Here is a 25,628-nt window from a genome sequence, read left to right on the forward strand (position 1 = left end):
TTTTATTAATATTTATCAACGATCTCTGCCATTCTCGCCCTATTACGCTCTTGGATTAACTTCACCATATAATAGAGCGATTCATCGTCAGGACGACCATGGTTCATTAACCAGTTAAATAAATCAGGATCTGCACATTCGAGTAAACGAACAAAAAGCGCTTTATCGTTATCAGATAACGTATCGTACTCATTTTCGAAAAAAGGCATGATAGAAATATCCAGCTCGCGCATTCCACGGCGACATGCCCAGTTAATTCGTGCTTTATTCTCTATATCGATAGTCATACTCTGCTCTTTACATTGTTCAAATCAAGAAATACTACGATTTCTTCCTGCTTCCGATGATAGTCTTATCACGAAATTTTTAACATCAAAATGATCACAGTTTGCAGGTTTCGTCTCATAGACACCATATTGAACACACATTTATTGATTATTTGTCAGGTTCATTTTCTGTGCGTTATAAATAATAATGACTTGCATTGTCTTGTGACTCTTTTACCATAACTGATGTATCTGATTAATTTAATCGCTGGTGACATCATGACTCAAAATTCGACTCAGGCTAAACGCCCTCATGCGGCAATCAATTTACCGTTAACACTGATTTCTTTAGATGAATGGTCACTGATAACAGCAACCGGTGCTGACAGTGAAAAATATCTACAAGGCCAATTAACTACCGATATTACAGCACTTCCTGCAACCACGCATACACTATCAGCACACTGTGAAGCAAAAGGAAAAATGTGGAGTACATTACGCTTTTTCCATATGCAAGACGGCTTTGCTTATATTTTGCGTAAAAATGTCGCACAAAAACAACTGACTGAATTAAAGAAATACGCAGTATTTTCAAAAATAACCTTAGCAGAAAATACACAAGCCGTATTATTAGGATTAGCAGGACAAGGCGCAGCTCAGGCTTTAGCTGACTATTTTCCTAATATTCCTCGCAAAGCGAACGAAGTCGTTAATCACGACAATACTTATATTCTTCAACTGCCTTTACCTACTGAACGTTTCTTAATTGTCACGGACGAAGAAACAGCAAAAAATCTAGCCACGACATTAAAAGCGCAAACAAGTGATAGTGAGCAATGGTTAGCTTTAGATATTGAAGCTGGATACCCTATTATTGATACCCCTAATATCGAACAGTTTTTACCTCAAGCAACAAACCTACAAGCATTGCCACTGAGCATCTGCTTTAAAAAAGGTTGTTATACAGGGCAAGAAATGGTCTCTCGTGCAAAATTCAGAGGTGCCAATAAACGTGCTATGTATCTATTATCTGGTGGTAGTACTGAGTTACCAGAAATTGGCGGTAGTATTGAGTGGCAATTGGGTGAAGATAAATGGCGTAAAACGGGCACTGTATTAAGTGCTGTACGTATGGCTGACAATACTATTCTTGCAGAAGTTATTATGAATAACGACATGGAAGCTGACAGCGTATTTCGTGTCCAAGGCGATAACATCAGTCGCTTATCCATTAAACCTCTTCCTTACTCTTTAGAAGAAGAGTAACGCTTATTTAAATCAGAATGGATTTTTATGACACAACAAACTAATGGGGCTTTTGGCCCCTTTTCAGAAACTATTAATTTCATTATGGAATTAGATAAACTTAAACGTGTTTATCGTAAAAATAATGTATTAGACAATAGCCGTTCTGAAAATACGGCAGAACATAGCTGGCATTTTGCGGTTGCTGCAATGAGTTTCCAACCTTATGCGGGCGATATTGATATGGGCCGTGCTATTCAATTAGCTTTAGTCCACGATATCGTTGAAATCGACGCTGGTGACGTTATGGTGTATGACGTTGCTGCTCGTGAAGCCATCAAAGAACACGAGCAAAAAGCGGCAAGACGCATTTTTGCTTTATTACCTTCTCCACAAAGTGAATATTTCCTCAATTTATGGCTGGAATATGATGCGGCTGAAACACCTGAATCTCAGTTTGCTAATATTCTTGATCGTGCCATGCCAATGCTGATGAACTTACATAATGAAGGTCAAAGTTGGGTAGAAAATAATATCCGCTTAGAACAAGTATTAGCGCGCAATCTGTTTATTGAAAAACAGTGGCCAGAGTTTTGGCAATATCTCTACCCTCAATTATTAGAGGCGCAGAAAAAAGGTTGGTTAAAATAACAACAAAAAATACCGATGGCTAACTTAACCATCGGTATTTTATTTAGGAATATTGTTAGATTAAAGCTTATTCGTAATCACTAATTGGCGCACATGAACAATGTAAATGGCGGTCGCCATACACATCATCAAGACGTTTAACCGCAGGCCAATATTTGCTTTGTTTCGTTGCTTCACTTGGGAATACAGCACATTCTCGGCTATAACTGTGTGGCCACTCTTGCACTAATTCATATTGTGTATGAGGTGCATTAACTAATGGATTGTCATCAATTGGCCATACACCTTTATCTACCTGTGCAATTTCAGCACGAATAGAAAGCAGAGCTTCAATAAAGCGGTCAATTTCTACTTTACTTTCTGATTCTGTCGGCTCAATCATCAATGTACCCGCAACAGGGAATGACATGGTTGGAGCGTGGAATCCATAGTCAATTAAACGCTTAGCCACATCCATTTCACTGATACCGTAATTCGCTTTTAATGGACGAATATCGATAATACATTCATGTGCGACATAACCATCAGCACCAGCATAAAGAATGTCATAGTCATTTTTCAGACGTTGCGCGATATAGTTCGCATTTAAGATTGCCACTTGGCTTGCTTGTTTAAGCCCTTGTGACCCCATCATACGAATATACATCCAACTAATTGGTAATATTGAAGCGCTACCGAACTGGGCCGCAGAAACGGCACCTTGTGTAGTGACATTCTCCATTTCAACAACAGAATGTCCTGGTACAAATGGCGCTAAGTGTGATTTCACACCAATAGGCCCCATACCTGGACCGCCGCCGCCATGAGGGATACAGAAGGTTTTATGTAAGTTTAAATGAGAAACATCAGAGCCAATAAAGCCTGGTGTAGTTATCCCTACTTGCGCATTCATATTGGCACCATCAAGATAAACTTGTCCGCCATATTGATGAATGATCTCGCAAACTTCACGAATACCTTCTTCGTAAACACCATGTGTTGATGGATATGTCACCATCACACAAGAGAGTTCAGCTTGATGTTTTTCTGCTTTGGCTTTTAAGTCTGCAATATCAATGTTGCCATTGTCATCACAACCAACAACCACCACAGTCATGCCTGCCATATGGGCAGACGCAGGGTTAGTACCGTGTGCAGAGCTTGGAATTAAACAAATATGACGTACATTTTCACCACGACTTTGGTGATAACGGCGGATTGCTAATAGACCCGCATATTCCCCTTGTGCCCCAGAGTTTGGTTGCATACACATTGCATCATAACCGGTTAATGCAGCAAGCCAATTAGCCAATTGCCCAATCATCACCTGATAGCCTTTCGCTTGATAGGCTGGGCAGAATGGATGTAGCTCTGTAAATTCAGGCCATGTAATTGGGATCATTTCAGCAGCTGCATTTAGTTTCATCGTACATGAACCTAATGGGATCATGGCTTGATTTAAAGCTAAGTCTTTATTTTCTAAACGATGCATATAACGCATCATTTCAGTTTCACTGTGATAATGATGAAAATTTTCATGTGTTAACACAGTGTCTTTACGTTGCATAGACACGGGAATAGATGCTGAAGATAAAGCGACTTGTTTATCAAGTGCATCAATATCACCCACCAATGCTTTACCACTGATGATCTCAATAAGCTTTGATACATCTTCACGAGTTGTAATCTCACTTAATGTGACACCAACGGCACCCACAATATCAGTACGCAAGTTAATTTCAGCGTCTTTTGCACGTTGTAATACAGCGGCTTTGTCTGCTGTTTCAACTGTTAAGGTATCAAACCAAGTTTGGTGGCGTAAGACCATACCATTTTGCTGTAAACCGGCAGCCAAAATATCTGTTAAACGATGAATACGTTGAGCGATGGTTCTTAACCCTTCTGGCCCATGATAAACCGCATACATAGCAGCAATGTTGGCAAGTAAAACTTGAGATGTACAGATATTGGAGTTGGCTTTTTCACGACGAATATGCTGTTCTCGAGTTTGCATTGCCATGCGTAATGCACGATTACCCGCGGCATCACGAGACACACCGATGATACGACCTGGCATTGCTCGCTTATATTCATCACGACAAGCAAAGAATGCCGCATGAGGGCCACCATATCCCATAGGTACACCAAAACGTTGTGCTGAACCTAATACGATATCAGCGCCTTGATGACCCGGTGCTGTTAATACCACCAGCGCCATTAAATCGGCAGCAACACTAGTAATGATTTTACGTTCTTTCAGTTCAGCCAATAACTTACTGTAATCATGAACTTCACCCGTTGTGCCAACTTGTTGTAATAGCACACCAAAAACACCTTCAAGCTCTAATACCTTTTCCGCTTTATCAACAACAACCTCAAAACCAAAGGTATCTGCCCGTGTTTTTACCACATCTAGGGTTTGGGGATGAATATCATCAGCGACAAAGAAACGATCTGCATTTTTTTGTTTGCTTACACGTTTTGCCATCGCCATTGCTTCAGCGGCAGCCGTTGCTTCATCAAGTAACGACGCAGAAGCAAGATCCATTCCCGTATAATCAATAGTGACTTGTTGGAAATTCAGCAGCGACTCAAGACGACCTTGAGACACTTCTGGCTGATACGGTGTATAAGCAGTATACCAGCCCGGATTTTCTAATAAATTACGCAAAATCACTGGAGGTAATACAGAAGGCGCATAACCCATACCAATATAAGAAGTAAATCGCTTATTTTGGCTGGCGATGGCTTTAAGTTCAGCCAAGGCTTCTTGCTCTGTTGCTCCAGCTCCCACATTTGGTGGAGTATCTAGTTGGATATTATCTGGAACAATTTTTTGGGTTAATTCATTTAATGAGGAGACGCCAACAGCACTGAGCATCTCTTTAATCTGTTCTGGTGATGAACCAATATGGCGACGAATAAATTCATCACGATACTCTAACTGATTTAAAGTCTGTGTCATTGCAAGTAATTTCCTGAATTCACGATGAATGGATAGGTAATAGCCATGGCTTAAAGAACGTAGTGATAGCTATAAATAACAAGCTAATAAATAAAAACGCCCCGGCATGGTTTGACGGGGCGTTTAGTTTTATTCTTCGCTATCTACCAGCTCTTGATAACCAGCAGCATCAAGTAGGTCATCTAATTCGCTTTCATTATTTGCTTTAATGCGAAATAGCCAACCTTCTCCGTAAGGTGCGCTGTTTACCAGCTCTGGAGAACCATCTAACTCTTCATTTACTGCGATAATTTCACCTGATAATGGTGAATAGATATCTGATGCAGCTTTTACTGATTCCGCTACTGCACAATCATCACCCGCTGCCACTTCTCTACCCACTTCAGGTAGATCAACAAACACCATGTCACCTAATAATTCCTGTGCATGTTCAGTAATACCGATAGTGTATTCACCATTTCCTTCTGAACGGACCCACTCATGAGACTGCGCGTATTTTAATTCACTAGGTATTTGACTCATTGACCTTACTCTCCATTTAAAATAATTGTGCGTGTTATACCAATGCTTTACCTGAACGAACAAAACCAGGTTTAACAACTTCTACTGGCATTTCACGATTACGCATTAATACAATTGCGCTATCTTTAATACCTGCGGGAACTCTTGCTAATGCAATACTAAAGCCTAATGTGGGCGAGAAAGTACCACTTGTAATCACACCTTCTCTTAATTCCCCCAAATCATCAGTAAAGTGTACGGCAGTACCTGCTCGTAGCACACCTTTCTCTCGCATAACAAGTCCAACAAGTTTATCTGTGCCTGTTGCGCGTAATTTTTCTAATGCTTCTCGACCAATAAATTGACGATCTTCAGGTGCCCACGCAATCGTCCAGCCCATATTAGCTTCAAGTGGATTAATAGTTTCATACATCTCTTGGCTATAAAGATTCATTCCAGCTTCTAAGCGTAATGTATCTCTTGCACCTAATCCGGCAGGTTTAACACCCACCGCTAATAATTTTTTCCAGAAATTGACGGCTTGCTCTTTTGGCATCGCAATTTCATAACCCGCTTCACCGGTATAGCCTGTTGTTGCGATAAACAAATCATCAAGCTCTACACCATAAAAAGGCTTCATAGCTGAAACAACTTGGCGTTGCTGTTCAGTTAATAAACGTTGAACCTTTTCTTGTGCGTGAGGGCCTTGAACCGCGATTAATGCCAAATCATCACGAACAGTAATATCAACCACGTAATTTGAAGCATGTTGCTCAATCCATGCCAGATCTTTTTCACGAGTAGCGGAGTTCACCACAAGGCGATAGAAAAAATCATCAAAGTAATAGACGATAAGATCATCAATTACACCACCTGAAGCATTAAGCATACCGGTATAAAGCGCCTTACCTTTTTCGGTGAGTTTAGCGACATCATTCGCTAATAAATAACGTAGGAAATCTTTAACTTGCGAGCCATGTAAGTCAACAATGGTCATATGAGAAACATCAAACATACCTGCATCACGGCGTACATTGTGATGTTCATCTATTTGAGAGCCATAATGCAGTGGCATCATCCAACCATGAAAATCGACCATACGAGCACCGCAGGCTACGTGCTCATCATACAACGGAGTCTGTTTTGCCATTCTTCCCTCTTTCTACTTTTACTTTAGATTATTCAGAGAACGCAATTTGTTAAATATAAAATTAAACTTGATTAGAAATCAGCGTATTAATCACGAGTTTAAGTTTATTTTTAAACAGGGATTTAACAAATACGAGCAATTAACGTACAACGCAAACGATACCACCTTCTTGAACTTAGCATTGTCAGAAAAAATAAACCATAAGTTAAAATAGGGTATTGTGTCTCTCAATCATAATAGAGAGATATGAGTATGCAGAACTAATGATTGCAATTATGCGTATCAGCGCTCATTTTTGGCGAGGAATTCCTGTGAAAAAGGAATTAGTGCAAAGAATAGACTGAAAAAATAGATTTTTTTAGTTCTATTTCTTCAGTCAGATATAAATAAAAGTAATGTGAAATAAGAGAGAAATTAGATTTTTTCAACTGAAGTGAAATTTTTATCACTTAACCATTCAGGTAAATCAGAAAGCCCCATTGCTTGTTCAAGTAACTTTGGTTTTACGCCCGGTAAACTATCTGCTAACGAAAGGCCGATATCTCGAACCAGCTTTTTAACTGGATTGTTGCCAGCAAAAAGTTCACGAAATCCCTGCATACTGGCTAACATCACGGCAGCCGCATGTTTGCGACGACGCTCAAATCGTCTCAAATAGAGATATTCACCAAAATCTTTACCCTCTGCTTTTAAGCGACGGATCTCACCAATTAACTCTGCAACATCCATAAAACCTAGGTTAACGCCTTGCCCTGCTAAAGGATGAATAGTATGTGCCGCATCTCCTAATAACGCTAAACGAGGCGCTGCAAATTGGCGTGCATAACGACCAGTTAGTGGTATTGTCATGCGATCACTGATTAATTCACATTGACCCAAACGCATATCAAATGTCACACCTAATGTGCGCTCAAATAAGGTTTTATCTGCATTTTTGTAGCGTTCAGCTAGATGGCTTGGTAAAGACCAAACAATAGAACAAGTATGAGGTTCAGAAAGAGGTAGAAATGCTAAAATACCTTCACCATGGAAGACTTGGCGAGCAACATTGTCGTGGGGTTGTTCAGTACGAATAGTAGCAACTAAGGCATGATGTTCATAATCCCAAAAAGTCAGAGGAATATCTGCATGTTTACGTAACCATGAATTAGCACCATCGGCTCCGACAACTAATCTTGCCGTCAACATTTCACCATCATTAAGGGTAATAAATGCATCATTTTCCCCCCAAACAACACGTTCAATTTGTGTCGATGAATAGAAGGTTATATCACTGTGGCTTTCACATTTTTGCCAAAGCACTTCTCGAATAAGGTTATTTTCGATAATAGAGCCTAAATGGCTGAACCCTTCTTTTTTTGCCAAAAATTCAATACGACCAAAACTATCTTGATCCCAAACTTCCATACCTTGGTAAGGCGTTGCTCGTAAAGCATTTAAGTTTTCCCAAACACCTAATTTTTTCAGCAACATCTCACTGGCAGTATTAATAGCGGATACCCGTAATGAAAAATCATCTTGCGGGTGAAAATGTTTTGTTACTGGGTGATTTTCTATTATCGCTATACGTAATCCACACCCGTGTAATCCGCTGGCTAATGCAAGCCCAACCATTCCACCACCAGCAATAACAACATCAAATGATTTCATAATAAAATATCCTAAAAAGCGATTATTTTAGAGCGCGCTGTTCTTTTCTGCTTATTTTTAAAACAAAAAAAATTTATAAAGCAACCTATCTATTATTTTAAGTATTGATTGATATTAACAATGACCACTTAAAATAAAAATAGACGTTAAAAAACAGCCTTATAGGTTCGATGAAAATTGACCATCAAAGATCAACACGCTCTAGTCTGTCCAGCCCAGTGTTTGATGCGCCAATTTATCTCTCATCATTGGGAGCAACTCCATCGTCATTAATCCTAAGTTGCGAGAAACAATCAGTGGCACACAACGATTTGCAAACACTTTCACCAACCCATCAGTAATAGAGATTGTTTTTTCTCTATCTTGTTGGCGAAGTTGTTGATATTGATAGAGCACTCGGTAACTACCAATATCAGTATTAGTATTAATCGCTTGAGTGAGCGTATTGGCGAGTGCCATAACATCACGTAAACCAAGGTTAAAGCCTTGTCCAGCAATAGGATGGAGTGTTTGTGATGCATTGCCTACTAAGGCTAAACGGTGACTGATAATTTGATTGGCTTTTTGTAGCGCTAAAGGATAGCAATTTCGTTTACCGATATGCTCTATTTTTCCTAAACGCCAGCCAAAATCACGTTGTAAATGTGCGATGGTTGTTTCATCATCCCACCGTGAAATTTCATCCCATTTTTCAATCGGATGACACCACACTAATGAGCTACGCCCTTCACTCATCGGTAGCATTGCTAATGGGCCAAATTCAGTAAAACGCTCGAAGGCTTTTCCCTCTGGGTTTATTTCTGTTTTGACATTAGCAATTACGGCGACTTGATGATAAGGCTCACGTTGCCATTGAATATGGCATTGGTGGCCTATAGGCGAATTTGTACCATCTGCTGCAATCAGTAAATCACCTGTTAATTGCGTACCATTATCAAGCGTTACCTCAACGCAGTCTATATTACGCTGAACTTGTTCAACTTTAGCAGGGCAATAAAGCGTGATATTAGATTGCTTTTTTAGCTTGGCAAAGAGTTGCCGTCCTGCGTCATGCAGCTCAATCACATAACCCAGTGCGGATATATCATAGTCTTGTGCATGAATATTAACAAAACCACAATGACCTTTATCTGAGACATGAACGTGATTAATGGGGGTAACAAAAGGTTTTAATGTTGACCAAAGCCCAATTTGTGATAACCGCTTTGCGGTTCCATGGGCCAATGCAATCGCTCTTGCATCAAATCCAGGGTGCCCATTATCAGGCTCTCTTGCTTCAACTAACGAAATTGAAATATTGCCTTTGTTTAATGCAGAAAGAGCCAGTGCTAATGTTGCACCCGCCATTCCACCACCCACAATAATCACATTCATACTGATTTTAGCCTTAAATTTTTCCTGCCATCAGAGCTTCAATTTCATCAGGATCTTTAACGACAGATGCCGTTAAGTTCTCATTACCCGTTTCAGTGATAACAATGTCATCTTCAATACGAATACCAATACCGCGATACTCTTGTGGTACATCGGCATCTGGCGCGATATATAATCCTGGTTCGATAGTCAGCACCATGCCTGGTTCTAAAATACGGTCACGATCTGTGCCATAATGTCCAACATCATGAACATCAAGGCCTAACCAATGGCTTAGGCTATGCATAAAGAAACGCTGATAAGCTTTTGTTTCAATAAGATGCTCAATTTCACCGTGCATAATGCCCAGTTTAACCAATCCTTCGACCATGATATACACGACATGCTCAGTGACTTCTTTGATGCTTGTACCAGGTTTGTACAATTCCAAAGATACATTGATGGATTTTAATACAATGTCATAAATTTCACGTTGTTGACGGCTAAATTTACCATTGACAGGGAAAGTACGAGTGATATCACCTGCATAACCTTCATATTCACAGCCTGCGTCAATGAGTACTAAATCCCCATCACGCATTTTGGTTTCATTTTCGGTGTAGTGAAGAATACACCCATTTTCACCACTCCCTACAATACTGTTATATGAAGGGAAACGAGCGCCGTGAGAAACGAACTCATGTTCTATTTCACCTTGCAGCTGATATTCATACATACCCGGCTGACATTTTTGCATCGCTCGAGTATGTGCTAACGCTGTAATTTTTCCTGCCTTACGCAGTAATTCAAGTTCAAAGTCAGATTTAAAGAGACGTTGCTCATGAACGAGAGGACGCCAATCAATAATAGTTTGAGGCGCTTTTAAATTCCGACGAGAGCCTTTTCTTAAGGTTTCTAATGCATTAAAAACGATTTCATCAGCAAATGCATATTCGCCCTGAGCGTGATAAACAACATCTAATCCGTTTAATAATTGGTAAAGTTGCTCACCAACATCTTCATAAGGAAGTGCCTTATCAACACCTAATTTTTCAGGTGCAGCTTCTTGTCCAAGACGACGACCAAACCAGATCTCAGCCGTTAAATCTCTTACACGATTAAAGAGCACACTATGGTTATGTGTTTCATCACTCTTAATCAGTACAAGAATAGCCTCAGGTTCGCTGAAACCAGTTAGATAAAGGAAATCACTATGCTGGCGATAAGGATACTCACTATCCGCATTACGTTGCGCTGGTGGTGCGGCAAAAAAGATGGCGGCACTCGCAGGCTTCATTTGAGCTAATAATGCCTGACGACGGGATAAAAATTCTTGCTTATTCATACCCACTCCTGTCTTTCGTTTATCTTTATGATTATCTAATGAATGATGCCATTAATGTAGTATACGTTGCTCATTTTGTTCATTATTTTCTTTGTCTTTTGGTGCGACAAATGTGATATAACAAAGTTGAACAGATACTTTCACATATTCGCTAACTTCTTCTAGCGCATCTTCAAGTTCTTCTTGGTTTTCATCTTCTTCATAACCTAGCGCACCAATATTACGTAAATCGGTGATAACTTCAGTCAACTCTTTATGCTCAGATAATTTAGGTTGTGCAACACCCAAGCCTAAAAGAAAATGATTAACCCACCCTGCAAGAGCATCTGCTCTTAGAAAAACGGATTCGGATTCATCGGGAACTAACATTGAGAAGTTAAATACACTGTCATCAAGTTGTTCGTAAGTAATGTGATAAAGCGCTTCGAGTGGGTCTGATAACGTTTTAGGGAAAGCTAAACCTTCATTGGTTAAATCATGCAATAAGGTTTTCCAACTGCTGTCGCGCACAGCGCCACAAATAAATCCTGTAATCAATCCGTGCATTTCAGCTGCCGTTAAAGGCACAGTATGTTGCTGTAATAAAGCATCAATAGATTGATAATTTGGTAATGTGTTTTGTTTTGACATAAGAATAAACGTCGCATTTAGGGGAATAGTTCAAGATATGCTACCATCAATAGAAGTCGCTGTACCAGTTAAGCCATGTTAATCATTGGAATTTTTGTAGTAATAGCGTTTAATACAGCGTTATAACCGTATACACTACTCAACACGTAGCACAGATTTTATGTCAGGAAGGAATCATGTCCGCACAACCCGTTGAACTTCAAATTTTTGGGCGATCATTACGTGTCAATTGCCCACCAGAACAAAAAGATGCTTTACTGGCTTCTGCTGCTGAACTTGAACAACGATTACAAGATCTCAAAGAGCGCAGTGGTGTTTCCAATACAGAGCACTTAATTTTTATCGTGGCATTAAATATGAGTCATGAGTTGGCAGAAGAAAAGTTAAAAACTAGAGACTATGCCTACAACATGGAAGAGAAGATAAAAATGCTACAACAATCTATTGAACAAGCTTTACACGATCAAGGCAAGCACCACGATCGCACTTTTTCAACTGCGAAGTAGATTTGTTCAGAAAGCATGCGTACGCCACGAAATTCACAGATAATAGGTTGCTTTCTACAATTAAAATAATACAATAGTTCATAGATAAGGTGCTTAACAGCATCCACCAAATTTCTCTGAGATGTTTGCCAGTGGGCCAGTCCCCTGAGCCGATATTCGAAACACATAGAATGTGGTGATCTGTTACTTGTGAGCATACCTGATTCGTTCAGGCAGCCTAATGGTAACAACACTATGTTCACCTTGGACCATGGGTTCAAGGGTTACAGCCTACGGCGGCATCTTGGAGACCTCTACTAAAGTTCTGAATACTGAGTATTTTATAAATACTTAATATTTAGAACTTTTTTTATGCGTCTAATTCCTTAATTCTTCAACTTCTTCACTTTCTTACCTCTAAAGTGTGATAAATTGACTAAAATGATAATTCCCACTTAATGACCACTACTTATTGATGGATTGATGAATGACTCAGACATCACTGTTTCAACAAAGAGATGAGATACGTAAAGCAATTCGCCAAAAAAGACGTTTACTCACATCACAACAGCAGCAGCGAGCTGCATATCAATTATGTGAACGCGTTCTCAGTCATCCCAAAATCCAACATGCACACACCCTTGCCTTATTTCTCTCTTTTGATGGTGAAATTGATACATCACCTTTAATTTCACAATTATGGGCAATGAAGAAACAGATTTGTTTACCCGTTTTACACCCTTTTCATCGCCATCATCTTCTCTTTTTACGTTATACACCAACCACTGTTTTAGTGAAAAATCGCTTTGCAATTTCAGAACCGCCTTTAAATGTAAATGCAGTTATTCCCCCAGATAATATCGATATTATTTTTACACCATTAGTGGCTTTTGATGCTCAAGGCCAACGATTAGGTATGGGAGGCGGTTTTTACGATAGAACGTTAGAAAACTGGCAACAAAAATCATTTTATCCAATAGGGCTTGCTCATGCTTGCCAACAAGTTGAACATCTCCCTATTGCAAATTGGGATGTTCCATTACCTGAGATCATCACTCCAGAAAAAATATGGAATTTTTAATATTCTGAACAACTCATTTTAAAACACCGAACATTATCTGTGTTTTTTTATATTTTTTATTTTAGAAAAAACTTTAAATACCTTTTTATACCCCAACCAATCTAAAGGTATTTTTATTTAAATGAAAAATGAAAAAGATGTTCATCTTATAAAATGCATTAACATTATTATCAGCCTAACTAAAAACAAAGAAATAGAAATAAAAAACAATCACACAATAAAGGATTTAGAAAAAGAATATAAATTTAAATTAAAAAAAATAAAATCATCACTTATATTTAAAAAACAACTTAATCATAAAATTATTTTTTATGACGAAAGTAAAAATTTATTCATATTATTAAAACAAAATAAAAATGATTTTCTTATTTATAATTATCAAACTCATAAAATAGAGAAAATTAATAAAGATAAAATCATTAAGATAAATATAATCCATGCTTATCACCTTGATTTTAAAGCACAGCATCATTTTGATATCAATTGGTTTTTCCCTATATTCATACGCTATAAAGCTATTTTTTATCGTGTTTTATTCTATTCATTAATCTTACAGTTATTATCTTTGGCTAGTCCTTTAGTTACACAAATCATTATGGAAAAAGTAATTGTACATCAAGCATTATCAACACTTGATGTATTAGTAGTTGGATTGATCTTTATTGCTATTTCAGAAGGAACTTTGAAAGGAATTAGAGAATATATATATCATCATACCGCAAATAAAATTGATATCAGCTTAAGTTTAAAAATGGCTAACCATTTATTAAAATTACCCATAAGTTACTTTAAGTCTCGACAAACAGGGATCATTGTAACTCGAGTAAAAGAGTTAGATATTATTAGAGATTTTATCACCAATACATTATTAATGTTATTTGTCGATTTTTCTTTTATCTTTATATTTATCTTTGTCATGGCAATTTTATCAATAAAGCTAACATTATTTTTTATGGCAACTCTTCCACTTTATTTTATTTTGGCTAAATTGCTTGCCCCAAAGATAGAACAAGCCGTTCAACAGCTTTATCAAAAAATAGCGACTAATACGGCATTTCTTACCGAAAGTTTAAGTGGCATCGAAACCATTAAAAGCCTTTCTCTGGAGCCTAGATTTACACAACAATGGCATACACAAATTCATCAGCTTACCTGTAAAAATTTAACACTTCAGAGTATAGACTCACTCTCTCGCTTCATTGTGCTATTTATCAATAAAACAACAACAGCATTACTGCTATGGCTAGGTGCTTATGAAGTGATTTCACACTCAATGACAATTGGTCAGCTAATTGCCTTTATTATGCTACTAGGATATTGCCTACAACCTTTAGCAGTCGCTATTGATGTTTGGGGAAAATATATCAGAACAAAAACAGCCATTTATAATTTACAAGATATTCTTAATCTACCTAATGAGCAAAATATCATAGGCTCAAACACCAAACTTCAAGGTGACATTACGTTTGATAACGTAAGTTTCTGTTATCAAAATAATACACCACTTATTTTACGCAATATTTCATTACAGATAAAAAAACATGAAGTTATTGGTATTGTGGGAACTTCCGGTTCGGGGAAAAGCACCTTAGCGCGTCTGATTTCGGGTCTGTATACACCACAATCAGGTTGTATAAAATTTGATAATATTCCGCTATCACAGCTTCATTTAAAGTGTGTACGCCAACAAATTGGTTTTGTACTACAAGAAAATTTTTTATTTCACTTAACGATCTTTGACAATATTAAACTGATGCACCCCCAAGCTTCTTTAGAAGAAGTGATTGATGTTGCAAAAATCGCAGGTGCACATGAGTTTATTTTAAAATTACCGTTAGGATATGACACCTTGATCACCGAGGGAGGAACTTCCTTATCAGGAGGGCAACGCCAACGTATTGCTATTGCTAGAGCCTTATTAACATCACCTAAAATTTTGATCTTTGATGAAGCTACCAGCGCGTTAGATGATGATTCTCAAACGATTATTCAAAATAACCTTCCACTTATTACACAAAATAAAACCGTAATTATCATTGCCCATCGTCTGTCAACAATACGAGATTGTCATCGTATTATTGTGTTAAATAAGGGACAAATTGTAGAGGAAGGGAGACACGAAGTTTTAATTAAAAATAACGGTGATTACAAAAAACTTTGGCAAATTCAACAAGGATGTTGAGCATGAAACTAAATATAAAACACTTATTATCGACGGTCTTTCAACCTAATAAAAAGTCGCTCTACTATGATTTTTATCCTAATCATATAGCTCTTATAGAAAAACCATTGACCCCTTATAGTCGTTATATTGCTTCTATCATTTCACTCAGTATTGTGGCTTTTATTTTGTGGATTTATTTTGGGAAATTAGATGTGCAATCCCCTGCAATGGGTAAGCTTGTCGTTACTGGTCGTTCCCAAATAATTCAAATACATGAGCCTAGTCGATTGGCTATTCTTCATGTAAAAGATGGGCAAAAAGTTAATCAAGGTGATGCTTTATTAACACTTGATATATTGGGTATTGATGAGGAAATTAAAGGGATAAGAAAAAAAAGGGATGATCTACTATTACTTAAAATTCGCTATCAAGCCTTGAGCCAAGAAGTATCACCTAAAAATCTTTATCATTTTAATAAATTAGATAATAAAATAAAAAAATCAATCTTATTAGGTTATCAGAAAGAGAAAGATGAATTTGATAGCAACATAAATGTATTAGAAACCGAAATTGAAGTAAATAATAAAAATCAAACATTAACTTACAATGATCTATTGTCTTTAAAAAAGATACAAAAAAACATAAAGCAACGATTTATTATTAGAGAAAATCTTTACAATAAAAAAATAATTAGCAAAATGGAATATCTTGAAAGTGAAAAAGAATTATTAGAAATAAATCGTTCAATAACAATAAAGAATGCAGAATTACATATTATTAAAAGCCAAGAACAACAATTAAATAAAAATTTAAATCAATTAGAAAAACAAAAAAAACTAGAATGGCATGATAAGTATAAGAAATATGAGAGCGAGTTATTAATTTATACTCAAAATCTTAATCATTTCCAAAAGCGACAGCAACTCAAAATAGTACGTTCACCCATCACAGGAACAGTGCAACAAATTTCTATTTATACACTCGGCAGCGTATTACAACCTTCACAAAATGTCATGACGATAGTACCCAATCATCAAGAGAATTTTGCAGAGGTTAATCTTCTCAATAGAGATATCGGTTTTATTCATATTGGACAAAAAGCGATGATAAAAATAGATGCTTTTCCTTATACTCGTTATGGCACAATTGAAGGGGAAATTATTAATATCGCTAAAGATTCTATTCAACATGAACAATTAGGCTTAGTTTACCCCGCTACAATTAAATTAAATAAACAAAACATTGAAAAGAATAATCAATATTATCAACTTACTCCGGGGATGTCTTTAGTCGCTGAGATAATTACAGATAAACGCCGTGTTATTGATTATATTTTAAGCCCAATAGAAGTTTATCGATATAACGCACTGACTGAAAAATAGGATTGGGTATTTAATATCATGAAAAACATAACTAATGTAGCAAAAATGAAACAATATCCTTGCTCTATTATTGATGGATTAATTTACTTTTCTAAAAAAAATAATAGAAACATAAAAAGGGAGAACATTTTTCATTTTCTTGGAAATGACACTTCATTTAATGAATGGAACATTCTAGAAGCAGCTCAATTACTTAATTTAAACTGTAAATTCGATATTATTGATTATGAGAGTAAAAAACATCATCTTATTGATACCCTTATTGAAATAAATAACAAATGGTATGTTTTAAAAGAAAAAAATGAAAAGTTTTTGATAATATTCGATCTCGAAAGCAATATTACCATTGAATATAGAATAGATAAAAAACAAAAATTAAGTATAGTATTAATAAGCAATCAACAACACAGGTCATTGCGTAATAAATTTAATATTAATTGGTTTATTTCTACTATTTTAAAACAAAAAAATCACTCTTACTGATTTTTATTTTATCATGTTGTAGCCAACTCTTCGCATTAGTTAACCCTTTAATTTTTGAAACATTAATTGATAAGGTATTAACTGGAAGAAATTTATCAAACTTACATCTATTGGGTTATTTATTACTCTTAATAGCAATTACCGAACCTGTTTATCTTTTTCTAAGAGACAAATTGTATACATTTATTTCTTGCCAATTTAGTGCCGATTTTTCAGGAAAAATTTATCAGCATCTTATTCGCTTACCGAGTGCTTTTTTTAATCAGCGACAGTCAGGCCAAATAATTGCTCGTATTCAAGAGCTTTCACATATTCGTCAATTTATTACTGGTTCCGCATTAATGTTAGTGCTCGACCTGATTTTTATTATTGTGTTTATTTCTGTAATGTTTACTTATTCCACACCATTAACTTGGGTAACGTTAGGGGCATTAATTATTTATTTTACACTTTGGCTGATCCTTGGCCCTCTTATTCGTTATTGGGTTGAACAGGAATATCAAGCTGATGCTGATAATACCAGCCTATTAACCGAAACAATGAACGGTATAGAAACTATCAAAATTACAGCAACAGAAAATCGCTTTATCGACAAATGGCAATATAAACTCACCGACCATATTAACAAACGATTTTCAGCTACTAAAAAAACTTTATTAGCTCAGCAGCTTATATTTATCATTCATAAAATCACAACGGCGATTATTTTGTGGCAAGGTGTTAATTTAATTATTAATGCACAAATGACCGTGGGTGAACTTATTGCATTTAATCTCTTTACTGCGCATATCATACAACCTATTTTACGTTTAGCACAATGCTGGCAGGATTTTCAACAAGCAACGATTTCTCTACGTCGTATCGGTGAAATTTTAAATACGCCGACAGAACATCAATATTATGGATTAGCAACAGTACCCCAAATCATAGGTCGTATTGATTTTTCAAATGTCTATTTTCGTTATACCGCTCATACGCCAGATGTTATTGAATCACTCTCGTTTTCTATTCCTGCTGGACAATTTATTGGTATTACCGGTCGCTCTGGCTCAGGAAAAAGTACCGTTACACGTTTAATTCAACGTCTCTATACGCCTCAACAAGGACAAATTTATATTGATGGCATGGATTTGGCTATCGCCGATCCTCTCTCATTACGCCAAAGTATTAGCATTGTTTTACAAGAAAGTTTTTTATTTAGTGGATCTATTATCGAAAATATTCGTTTATCAAAACCCAATGCAAATGAAAGAGAATTAATAGAAGCATGCCAACTTGCAGGCGCTCTAGAATTTATTGAGCAACTTCCTTTGGGATTTAACACTCAAGTCGGAGAGCGAGGAGCTAATTTATCAGGAGGGCAACGCCAACGTATTGCACTGGCAAGAGCTTTATTAACAAACCCACGTATTCTTATTTTAGATGAAGCCACATCAGCATTAGATTACATCTCTGAAGCGCAAGTTTTGGCAAATTTACCTCGGATTTGTAAAAACAGAACCGTGATTAGTATTGCACATCGTCTCAATACCTTAGCACATTCAAATTATATTTATGTCATAGATAAAGGACGGATATTAGAAGAAGGAACACATTCTAATTTGCTTGAAAATAGAGCGCTTTATTACCAATTATGGAAACAGCAAATTCAATAATAATGTTTAAAAAACAAAAAAGGCTCGAAATACCGAGCCTTCAATATTTTACTGATGATTACATCAATAATTAGTACAGCATACGAGCACGAATAGTACCAGGTAATGCTTTAATTTTTTGCAACACTAACTCTGCTTGAGCCTTGGTTTGCGTTGTAATATCAATCACAACATAACCGACATTGCCTGAAGTTCGCAGGAATTGTGCTGCCACGTTGATGTTTTGTTCAGTAAACACATTATTGATACTATTCATCATACCTGGGCGGTTTTCATGAATATGCAGTAAACGGTTTACATCATCGCCGTGGCTTGGTAATGAAACTTCAGGGAAGTTAACCGCAGATAGCGTAGAGCCATTATCTGAATATTTAGCTAATTTACCAGCAACTTCATAACCAATATTTTCTTGCGCTTCTTGTGTTGAACCACCGATATGTGGCGTTAATATCACGTTATCGAATTTAATAAGTTCAGAGACAAACGGATCGTTAGGATCGTTATTTGCACCTGGCTCAGATGGGAACACGTCAACGGCAGCACCAGATAAATGTTTTGATTCTAACGCTTGTGCTAATGCAGGAATATCAACCACAGTACCACGAGAAGCATTGATAAGAATTGAACCTGGTTTCATGCGCTGAATTTCTTCATGACCAATCATATTCTTGGTTGATGGTGTTTCTGGTACATGCAAGCTGACAATGTCACACATATTTAATAGTTCAGACAGATGACGAATTTGTGTTGCATTACCCAGTGGCAGTTTATTTTCAATGTCATAAAAATAAACATCTAAACCGACACTTTCAGCCAAAATACCTAACTGTGTACCAATATGGCCATAACCAATAATACCTAGTTTTTTACCACGCGCTTCAAAACAGCCTTTGGCTTGCTTATCCCAAACACCACGATGTGCTTTCGCGTTGGCTTCCGGAATACGGCGCAGTAATAACAGTAATTCACCTAGCACCATCTCAGCCACGGAACGAGTGTTTGAGAAAGGCGCATTGAAAACAGGGATACCGCGACGAGCTGCCGCATCTAAATCAACTTGATTGGTCCCAATACAGAAGCATCCTACAGCAACTAATTTTTCAGCGGCTGCAAAAATTTCTTCTGTTAAATGAGTGCGGGAACGAAGACCAACAAAACGTGCATCACGGATAGCTTCTTTTAATTCTTCGTCCGATAACGCACCTTTGTGATATTCAATGTTGGTATAACCCGCAGCTCTTAAATTTTCTACTGCACTTTGGTGCACACCTTCAAGGAGTAGAAACTTTATCTTTTCTTTTTCCAAAGATACTTTGACCATTTACCCTGCCCTATCGTTGTTACATTTAATGAAAAACAAAATCCTGTCTCAACAACATAACAAAAATAGAGTTTGTGGCAATACAACCGATTGCAGTGATGGCAGAATAAGCGATAAAGAAAGCGATTTTCTACCGAGTAAAATGATTTTGACTTTGAAAAAGGCAGGATTTTAAAGAGAGATATAACTATGGTGTGATATATATCACTGAATTTGCAGTTTCTAAAATAATTTTAAAAAGAGGTCGCCATCGCCACCTCTTTTTAGTCATCTTACTTAAGAGTTTTAACGCCTTCAGACGTTCCCATTAAAACGACATTTGCACCACGATTAGCAAATAATCCTACTGTAACCACGCCTGGAATACTGTTAATTTTATTTTCCAGTTCAATAGGGTTAAGAATTGTTAAGTTATGAACATCTAAAATAACGTTTCCATTATCTGTTACCACGTTTTCACGATATTCAGGCAAACCACCCAATTTAACCAATTCACGAGCTACATAAGAGCGCGCCATTGGAATAACTTCAACAGGTAGAGGGAATTTACCTAATACATCCACTTGTTTAGATTCATCAACGATACAGATAAATGTTTTTGCCACACCTGCAATAATTTTTTCTCGCGTTAATGCAGCTCCGCCACCTTTGATCATTTGCATATGGTGGTTGATTTCATCAGCACCATCAACATAGATATCTAAAGAATCGACTTCATTACAGTCAAAAACAGGAATGCCGTAACTTTTTAGTTTTGCTGTTGATGCTTCTGAACTTGAAACCGTACCTTCAATTTGACCTTTCATTGTCGCTAATGCGTCAATAAAATGAGAAGCTGTGGAGCCTGTTCCCACTCCCACGATAGTACCGGGTTTTACATATTCAAGCGCCGCCCAACCTACTGCTTTTTTCAATTCATCCTGAGTCATTTAAAAAAACCTTATTTATCACGTTAATGGACTAAGAATAGCATATTGCATTCAAAACTAGCACGAGACACATCAAAAACTGAGAAGCAACATTTTAACTCATTACAACAAAAAAATATGGCATAGTAAGCAACAGAATATAAAATCAAAGAGAGTCTGTTAATGAAACGCCCTGATTATCGAGCATTACAAGCCCTTGATGCCGTCATTCGCGAACGTGGTTTTGAAAGAGCTGCACAAAAGTTATGTATTACACAATCTGCCGTTTCACAGCGTATTAAACAATTAGAAAACTTATTCGGCCAACCATTATTAGTGCGAACTGTTCCCCCTAAGCCCACAGAGCAAGGGCAAAAACTATTGGCATTATTGCATCAAGTAGAATTACTTGAAGAACAATGGTTAGGTGATGAAAATAGTGGCTCCACACCGCTTTTACTCTCTTTGGCGGTGAATGCTGATAGTTTAGCAACGTGGTTATTACCCGCTTTGCACCCAGTTTTAACACAACTGCCTATTCGGCTTAATATACAAGTTGAAGATGAAACGCGAACACAAGAACGCTTAAGAAGAGGCGAAGTAGTTGGTGCAATCAGTATTCAGCCACAAGCATTACCAAGTTGCCTTGTTGATCAATTAGGCGCTCTTGATTATCTATTTGTGGCCTCTCCTGATTTTGCTCAGCGTTATTTTGCAAATGGCGTAACTAAGTCATCGTTATTAAAAGCCCCTGCAGTCGCATTTGACCATCTTGATGATATGCATCAAGCATTTTTACAGCAAAACTTTGGTTTATCTCCGGGTAGCGTACCTTGCCATATCGTTAATTCTTCTGAAGCATTTGTGCAATTAGCAAAACAAGGTTCGACATGTTGCATGATCCCTCATCTACAAATTGCTAATGAGCTAAAGAGTGGAGAGCTGGTTGATTTAACTCCGGGACTTTGCCAGCGGCGTATGCTTTATTGGCATCGTTTTGCACCAGAAAGTAGAACGATGAGAAAAGTGACAGATGCACTGATTAATTTTGGCCGTAAGGTTTTAAAACAAGGTGAAGAGTAGCACGGCTATTTCATCTTTTAACACAAAAAATAGGCTTCTCTAAGAAGCCTATTTTTTTTACCGTAACATAATTATTTAGTGCGTTTTAGTTCAAAAACAACATCCACATAATCTTTAAATTCGATACTTTGTTGTTCATAAGTTTCTTGCACTGCTGCTGGTGCTTGGGCTTTTAATGCCATTGCATCCATACGTACTTGTGCGATTGGATAAGGTGTCGCTTCTGGCGCACGATAGCTTACACTATAGACTGCACCTAAATCAGCACCAAAACCTTTTGCAACAGAAGTTGCTTGATCAATGGCATTTTTAATGGCCACTTCTCGTGCTTTTACTTTGTATTGTTCTGGATTATTTACGCCAAACTCAACGTTATTAATTTCATTTAAACCAGCCGCTAATGCGCCATCAAGTAACGTATTAAGCTGTTCTAATTTCTTAATTTTGACATTCACAGTACGTGTTGCTGTATAACCATTAATCACCGAACGCTCTGCTTTTTTATCATACTCATAGTTTGGTTGAGTACGGATATTAGCAGCGTCGATATCTTCCTTCACAACACCATTTTCTTTTAAGAAGGCAAAATACTTTGCAACACGCTCATCGACTTGTTTCTTAGCCTGAGCCGCATCTTTTGCTCTTTCATTAACCTGAATATTTAATGTCGCCATATCAGGAGCTGCTTTAATTGTCGCATTACCCGATGTTGTAATATGTGGTCCTTCTGGCTCCGAAGCAGCTAGCGCAATGGAAGGTAATCCCAGCGTAAACATGGATGCTAATACAATCGCTCTTAATTTCACAAAAAACCCCCTGACAAAATTAATTTTAATGTCCTGTTTTTAGGACTAAGAAGAACATTAGCATATATGATGTAAAGTTCTTTAAGATTAAAAGAGAGTTTTCCATCCTTGTGCTACTAATTGAACAGCAATAAACCACATCACACATCCTACAAACATATTAATAATGCGTTGAGAGTGTGTTTTGCTTAATATTGGAGAAAACCAAGCCGCAAGTAGTGATAATGCGAAAAACCAACTTATAGAGGCAAATACCGCACCAATTGTAAACCAAGGGCGAAGCTCTGTGGTTAATTGTCCACCTATACTGCCTATCACAACAAAAGTATCTAAATAAACATGAGGATTAAGCCAAGTTACGGCAATTAATGTCACAATCACACGCCAACGGTTTTTTACCTGATTTTCACTTTGTGATAATTCGATATCTTTTGAAAAAGCTGTTTTAAATGCTTTCCAACCATACCAAAGTAAAAATACCACTCCTCCCCATGTGATCAATAATAAAAGTGTTTCTGATTGACTAAGCAATGCACTGCCACCAAAGACACCTGCTGTTATTAATACAACATCACTTAAAGCGCATAAAAATGCGCTCATTAAATGAAATTGTTTTTTACTCCCTTGCTGTAAAACAAAAGCATTCTGAGCACCTATAGGTAAAATCATGGCTGCACTCAATAAAAAGCCCTGAAAAAAAGTTGTAAACATGCAAAATACCTTAATAATTATTCGTTAGATATTAGCTGAATAATAGAGGGATTTTGATATTAGAGGAAATGAATCATTCTTATTGATAATAAGAAAAACTAATGACCATAAAATAGATAAAAATAATAATTTCAGTAAGGTTAATAAGATGAAATAACCATATTCATTAATAGAATAAAAATAAAATTAGACCAGATAGTAACATGAGGTGTTACCACAATTAATGCAGTAATAAATAAGATAATACGTGTTCGCTTTTTAGCTACTTTATGTGAATACCACAATAATAATAGCGCCAAAGAAAAAACAAGATAGCCATCAGCATAATGAAAAACAAAAAAGAAACTCCTTAAGATTATCTCCATTTTTAATACTTAATCCCTTTTATAGTCTGTGTTATCTCATTATTCTTCCTTTCTTATTTCTTATCATACAAAAAAGCCACGTTATTAACGTGGCTCTATGTCATCTATTCTTGTGAGACTATTCTGCTTTTGCCGTCGCACTTGGTGTTTGATGCATATAAACATCCATTTGTGGGAATGGAATACCGATATTATTCGCATCTAATGCGCGTTTAAAATCTTCCATCAAATCCCAATAAACAGGCCATGCATCTCCATTGGTTGTCCAAACACGTACCACAAAGTTTAATGAAGACGGTGCCATTTCATGTAAACGGATAGTCACACCTTTATCATGTTGAATACGTTTGTCTTTAGCAACAACATCACCCAGTACTTGTTTTACTTTATCAATATCAGCATCATAAGCCACACCGACAATAATTTGTGTACGGCGATTAGGCTCACGCGTTAAGTTGATAACCTCGCTACTGATAATTTTGCTATTTGGAATAACGATAATTCTGTCATCGGCTGAGCGTAATGTGGTAGAGAAAATTTGTACATCTCTTACCGTACCTTCTACAGAGCCAATCATGACATATTCATCTGTGCGGATCGGACGGAAGATAACAATTAATACGCCCGCTGCAAAGTTAGATAGTGATCCTTGTAAGGCTAAACCAACCGCCAAACCAGCAGCACCTAATACCGCGATAACCGACGCAGTTTGAACACCTAATCGTCCTAATACGGCAATTAAGGTAAAAGCAACAACAGTATAACGAACTAAAACAGATAAAAATGTCACAACAGTAGCATCAATATGACGCAATGTAAGAACTCTTGCGACACCTTTACCGATCATTTTTGCGACAAAAAGACCAATAAATAAGATCAAAAATGCGGCTACAATATTCACAGCATATTGAATAAAGAGATCCTGATTTGCGGCAAACCAACCTGATGCTTCATCTAAACTAACAGGTAATTCATTCATTAGACCACCTTTTAAATCTTAAAAATATAATAGAAGAATAGCAATTCAGTAATATATTGTGGCAGATTTATTCAAAAAATATATAGTATTTGTTAATTTTCTTTATTTTCCAGAATAAATAACCGATATTTCTGTAGCATGGTAGCAAAATCATCTAAACCACAAAAAGAGATACTTTCGTTATCGTAATAGCTCATGCCCTCTTCCATTTCATCTGTTTCAAAATGCAAAGTATTGGCTCTTATCATTACTTCTTCATCATCAATCGAAAGGCTATATTCTTTACCAATTAGCTCCCACTGTCTTTCACTGCCTTTAATACCATCCATCTCTTCAAGAATTTGATCTATCAGACTAATATCGCCCTGAATTTCATCATTCAGCCAATAGCCTATCGCTTCATGATCCATCGAAAAACGGGCTAGTATACCGCCAGTGAGGTCTCGCTGAAATTCATAGTCCATGGTGTA

24 protein-coding genes and 1 other RNA gene are annotated in these 25,628 nt (G+C 37.0%); 10 read left to right on the forward strand and 15 right to left on the reverse strand.

Annotated features, from left to right (window positions below; translation table 11 throughout):
• Positions 1-5: 5 nt before the first annotated feature.
• Entirely contained in the window at positions 6-281 is a 276-nt protein-coding gene (gene sdhE, locus GWI68_RS15460; protein ID WP_036938885.1) for an FAD assembly factor SdhE, read from the reverse strand.
• Between the two features lie 264 nt (positions 282-545).
• Here sdhE and ygfZ point away from each other — a divergent pair, with 264 nt between their 5' ends.
• Positions 546-1,532 (forward strand): tRNA-modifying protein YgfZ, encoded by a 987-nt coding sequence (ygfZ, locus tag GWI68_RS15465; protein WP_109407424.1) that lies wholly within the window; start codon positions 546-548, stop codon positions 1,530-1,532.
• A gap of 27 nt (positions 1,533-1,559) precedes the next feature.
• Complete coding sequence (locus tag GWI68_RS15470) at positions 1,560-2,162, forward strand: HD domain-containing protein (RefSeq protein ID WP_109407425.1); 603 nt, start codon at positions 1,560-1,562, stop codon at positions 2,160-2,162.
• A gap of 67 nt (positions 2,163-2,229) precedes the next feature.
• Here GWI68_RS15470 and gcvP read toward each other — a convergent pair whose 3' ends face one another.
• The 7 genes from gcvP to GWI68_RS15505 form a co-directional block, all read right to left on the reverse strand.
• Positions 2,230-5,106, reverse strand: a complete 2,877-nt coding sequence (gene gcvP, locus GWI68_RS15475) for an aminomethyl-transferring glycine dehydrogenase (RefSeq protein ID WP_166540856.1) — start codon at positions 5,104-5,106, stop codon at positions 2,230-2,232.
• A gap of 129 nt (positions 5,107-5,235) precedes the next feature.
• Positions 5,236-5,628, reverse strand: a complete 393-nt coding sequence (gcvH, locus tag GWI68_RS15480) for a glycine cleavage system protein GcvH (protein ID WP_166540857.1) — start codon at positions 5,626-5,628, stop codon at positions 5,236-5,238.
• Between the two features lie 34 nt (positions 5,629-5,662).
• On the reverse strand, positions 5,663-6,757 hold the full coding sequence (gcvT, locus tag GWI68_RS15485) for a glycine cleavage system aminomethyltransferase GcvT (protein WP_166540858.1): 1,095 nt from the start codon (positions 6,755-6,757) through the stop codon (positions 5,663-5,665).
• A 414-nt stretch (positions 6,758-7,171) separates the two neighbouring features.
• A complete protein-coding gene (ubiI, locus tag GWI68_RS15490; protein WP_166540859.1) occupies positions 7,172-8,407 on the reverse strand; it encodes an FAD-dependent 2-octaprenylphenol hydroxylase in 1,236 nt (411 codons plus the stop codon).
• A gap of 201 nt (positions 8,408-8,608) precedes the next feature.
• Entirely contained in the window at positions 8,609-9,781 is a 1,173-nt protein-coding gene (ubiH, locus tag GWI68_RS15495; RefSeq protein WP_166540860.1) for a 2-octaprenyl-6-methoxyphenyl hydroxylase, read from the reverse strand.
• Between the two features lie 13 nt (positions 9,782-9,794).
• On the reverse strand, positions 9,795-11,105 hold the full coding sequence (pepP, locus tag GWI68_RS15500; RefSeq protein ID WP_109407432.1) for a Xaa-Pro aminopeptidase: 1,311 nt from the start codon (positions 11,103-11,105) through the stop codon (positions 9,795-9,797).
• 51 nt (positions 11,106-11,156) lie between these two features.
• Positions 11,157-11,735: a YecA family protein gene (locus tag GWI68_RS15505; RefSeq protein WP_109407433.1), complete on the reverse strand. Its 579-nt coding sequence runs from the start codon at positions 11,733-11,735 to the stop codon at positions 11,157-11,159.
• 176 nt (positions 11,736-11,911) lie between these two features.
• Between GWI68_RS15505 and zapA the strand changes: the two genes are divergently transcribed.
• The 7 genes from zapA (at position 11,912) to GWI68_RS15535 (ending at position 18,985) form a co-directional block, all read left to right on the forward strand.
• Positions 11,912-12,241: a cell division protein ZapA gene (gene zapA / locus GWI68_RS15510; RefSeq protein ID WP_036934918.1), complete on the forward strand. Its 330-nt coding sequence runs from the start codon at positions 11,912-11,914 to the stop codon at positions 12,239-12,241.
• 110 nt (positions 12,242-12,351) lie between these two features.
• A non-coding RNA gene (ssrS, locus tag GWI68_RS15515) (6S RNA) lies at positions 12,352-12,535 on the forward strand.
• A 172-nt stretch (positions 12,536-12,707) separates the two neighbouring features.
• Positions 12,708-13,301, forward strand: a complete 594-nt coding sequence (locus GWI68_RS15520; protein ID WP_166540861.1) for a 5-formyltetrahydrofolate cyclo-ligase — start codon at positions 12,708-12,710, stop codon at positions 13,299-13,301.
• A 121-nt stretch (positions 13,302-13,422) separates the two neighbouring features.
• Positions 13,423-15,483, forward strand: coding sequence for an ABC transporter transmembrane domain-containing protein (locus GWI68_RS15525; RefSeq protein WP_166540862.1), 2,061 nt, complete (start codon positions 13,423-13,425; stop codon positions 15,481-15,483).
• A 2-nt stretch (positions 15,484-15,485) separates the two neighbouring features.
• Positions 15,486-16,847, forward strand: coding sequence for an HlyD family type I secretion periplasmic adaptor subunit (locus GWI68_RS15530; protein WP_166540863.1), 1,362 nt, complete (start codon positions 15,486-15,488; stop codon positions 16,845-16,847).
• 18 nt (positions 16,848-16,865) lie between these two features.
• Positions 16,866-17,330: a hypothetical protein gene (locus GWI68_RS20505; protein ID WP_243733414.1), complete on the forward strand. Its 465-nt coding sequence runs from the start codon at positions 16,866-16,868 to the stop codon at positions 17,328-17,330.
• The gene (locus GWI68_RS15535; RefSeq protein ID WP_243733415.1) at positions 17,285-18,985 is read left to right on the forward strand and encodes a type I secretion system permease/ATPase; all 1,701 of its coding nucleotides are present in this window, start codon (positions 17,285-17,287) and stop codon (positions 18,983-18,985) included. The genes GWI68_RS20505 and GWI68_RS15535 overlap by 46 nt, the downstream gene beginning before the upstream one ends.
• Positions 18,986-19,055: 70 nt before the next feature.
• Here the strand turns inward: GWI68_RS15535 and serA are convergent, their stop codons facing one another.
• Together serA and rpiA are read right to left on the reverse strand one after the other, a co-directional pair.
• Positions 19,056-20,306, reverse strand: a complete 1,251-nt coding sequence (gene serA / locus GWI68_RS15540; protein ID WP_109407437.1) for a phosphoglycerate dehydrogenase — start codon at positions 20,304-20,306, stop codon at positions 19,056-19,058.
• A gap of 272 nt (positions 20,307-20,578) precedes the next feature.
• A complete protein-coding gene (gene rpiA, locus GWI68_RS15545; RefSeq protein WP_166540864.1) occupies positions 20,579-21,235 on the reverse strand; it encodes a ribose-5-phosphate isomerase RpiA in 657 nt (218 codons plus the stop codon).
• Positions 21,236-21,397: 162 nt separating this feature from the next.
• Between rpiA and GWI68_RS15550 the strand changes: the two genes are divergently transcribed.
• Positions 21,398-22,297 carry a LysR family transcriptional regulator ArgP gene (locus GWI68_RS15550; protein ID WP_166540865.1) on the forward strand — a complete coding sequence of 300 codons (900 nt, stop codon included), beginning with the start codon at positions 21,398-21,400 and terminating at the stop codon, positions 22,295-22,297.
• Between the two features lie 71 nt (positions 22,298-22,368).
• Here GWI68_RS15550 and GWI68_RS15555 read toward each other — a convergent pair whose 3' ends face one another.
• The 5 genes from GWI68_RS15555 to GWI68_RS15575 all read right to left on the reverse strand — a co-directional run bounded on the left by GWI68_RS15555 (position 22,369) and on the right by GWI68_RS15575 (position 25,622).
• Positions 22,369-23,103 (reverse strand): oxidative stress defense protein, encoded by a 735-nt coding sequence (locus GWI68_RS15555; RefSeq protein ID WP_166540866.1) that lies wholly within the window; start codon positions 23,101-23,103, stop codon positions 22,369-22,371.
• An 87-nt stretch (positions 23,104-23,190) separates the two neighbouring features.
• Complete coding sequence (gene argO / locus GWI68_RS15560) at positions 23,191-23,814, reverse strand: arginine exporter ArgO (RefSeq protein WP_166540867.1); 624 nt, start codon at positions 23,812-23,814, stop codon at positions 23,191-23,193.
• A gap of 140 nt (positions 23,815-23,954) precedes the next feature.
• A complete protein-coding gene (locus tag GWI68_RS15565) occupies positions 23,955-24,179 on the reverse strand; it encodes a hypothetical protein (protein ID WP_166540868.1) in 225 nt (74 codons plus the stop codon).
• A 118-nt stretch (positions 24,180-24,297) separates the two neighbouring features.
• On the reverse strand, positions 24,298-25,158 hold the full coding sequence (mscS, locus tag GWI68_RS15570; RefSeq protein WP_166540869.1) for a small-conductance mechanosensitive channel MscS: 861 nt from the start codon (positions 25,156-25,158) through the stop codon (positions 24,298-24,300).
• Positions 25,159-25,250: 92 nt separating this feature from the next.
• Entirely contained in the window at positions 25,251-25,622 is a 372-nt protein-coding gene (locus GWI68_RS15575) for a YacL family protein (RefSeq protein ID WP_109407443.1), read from the reverse strand.
• Positions 25,623-25,628 lie beyond the last annotated feature (6 nt).

This window comes from Proteus sp. G2669, from assembly GCF_009915245.1.
Taxonomy (GTDB): Bacteria; Pseudomonadota; Gammaproteobacteria; order Enterobacterales; family Enterobacteriaceae; genus Proteus.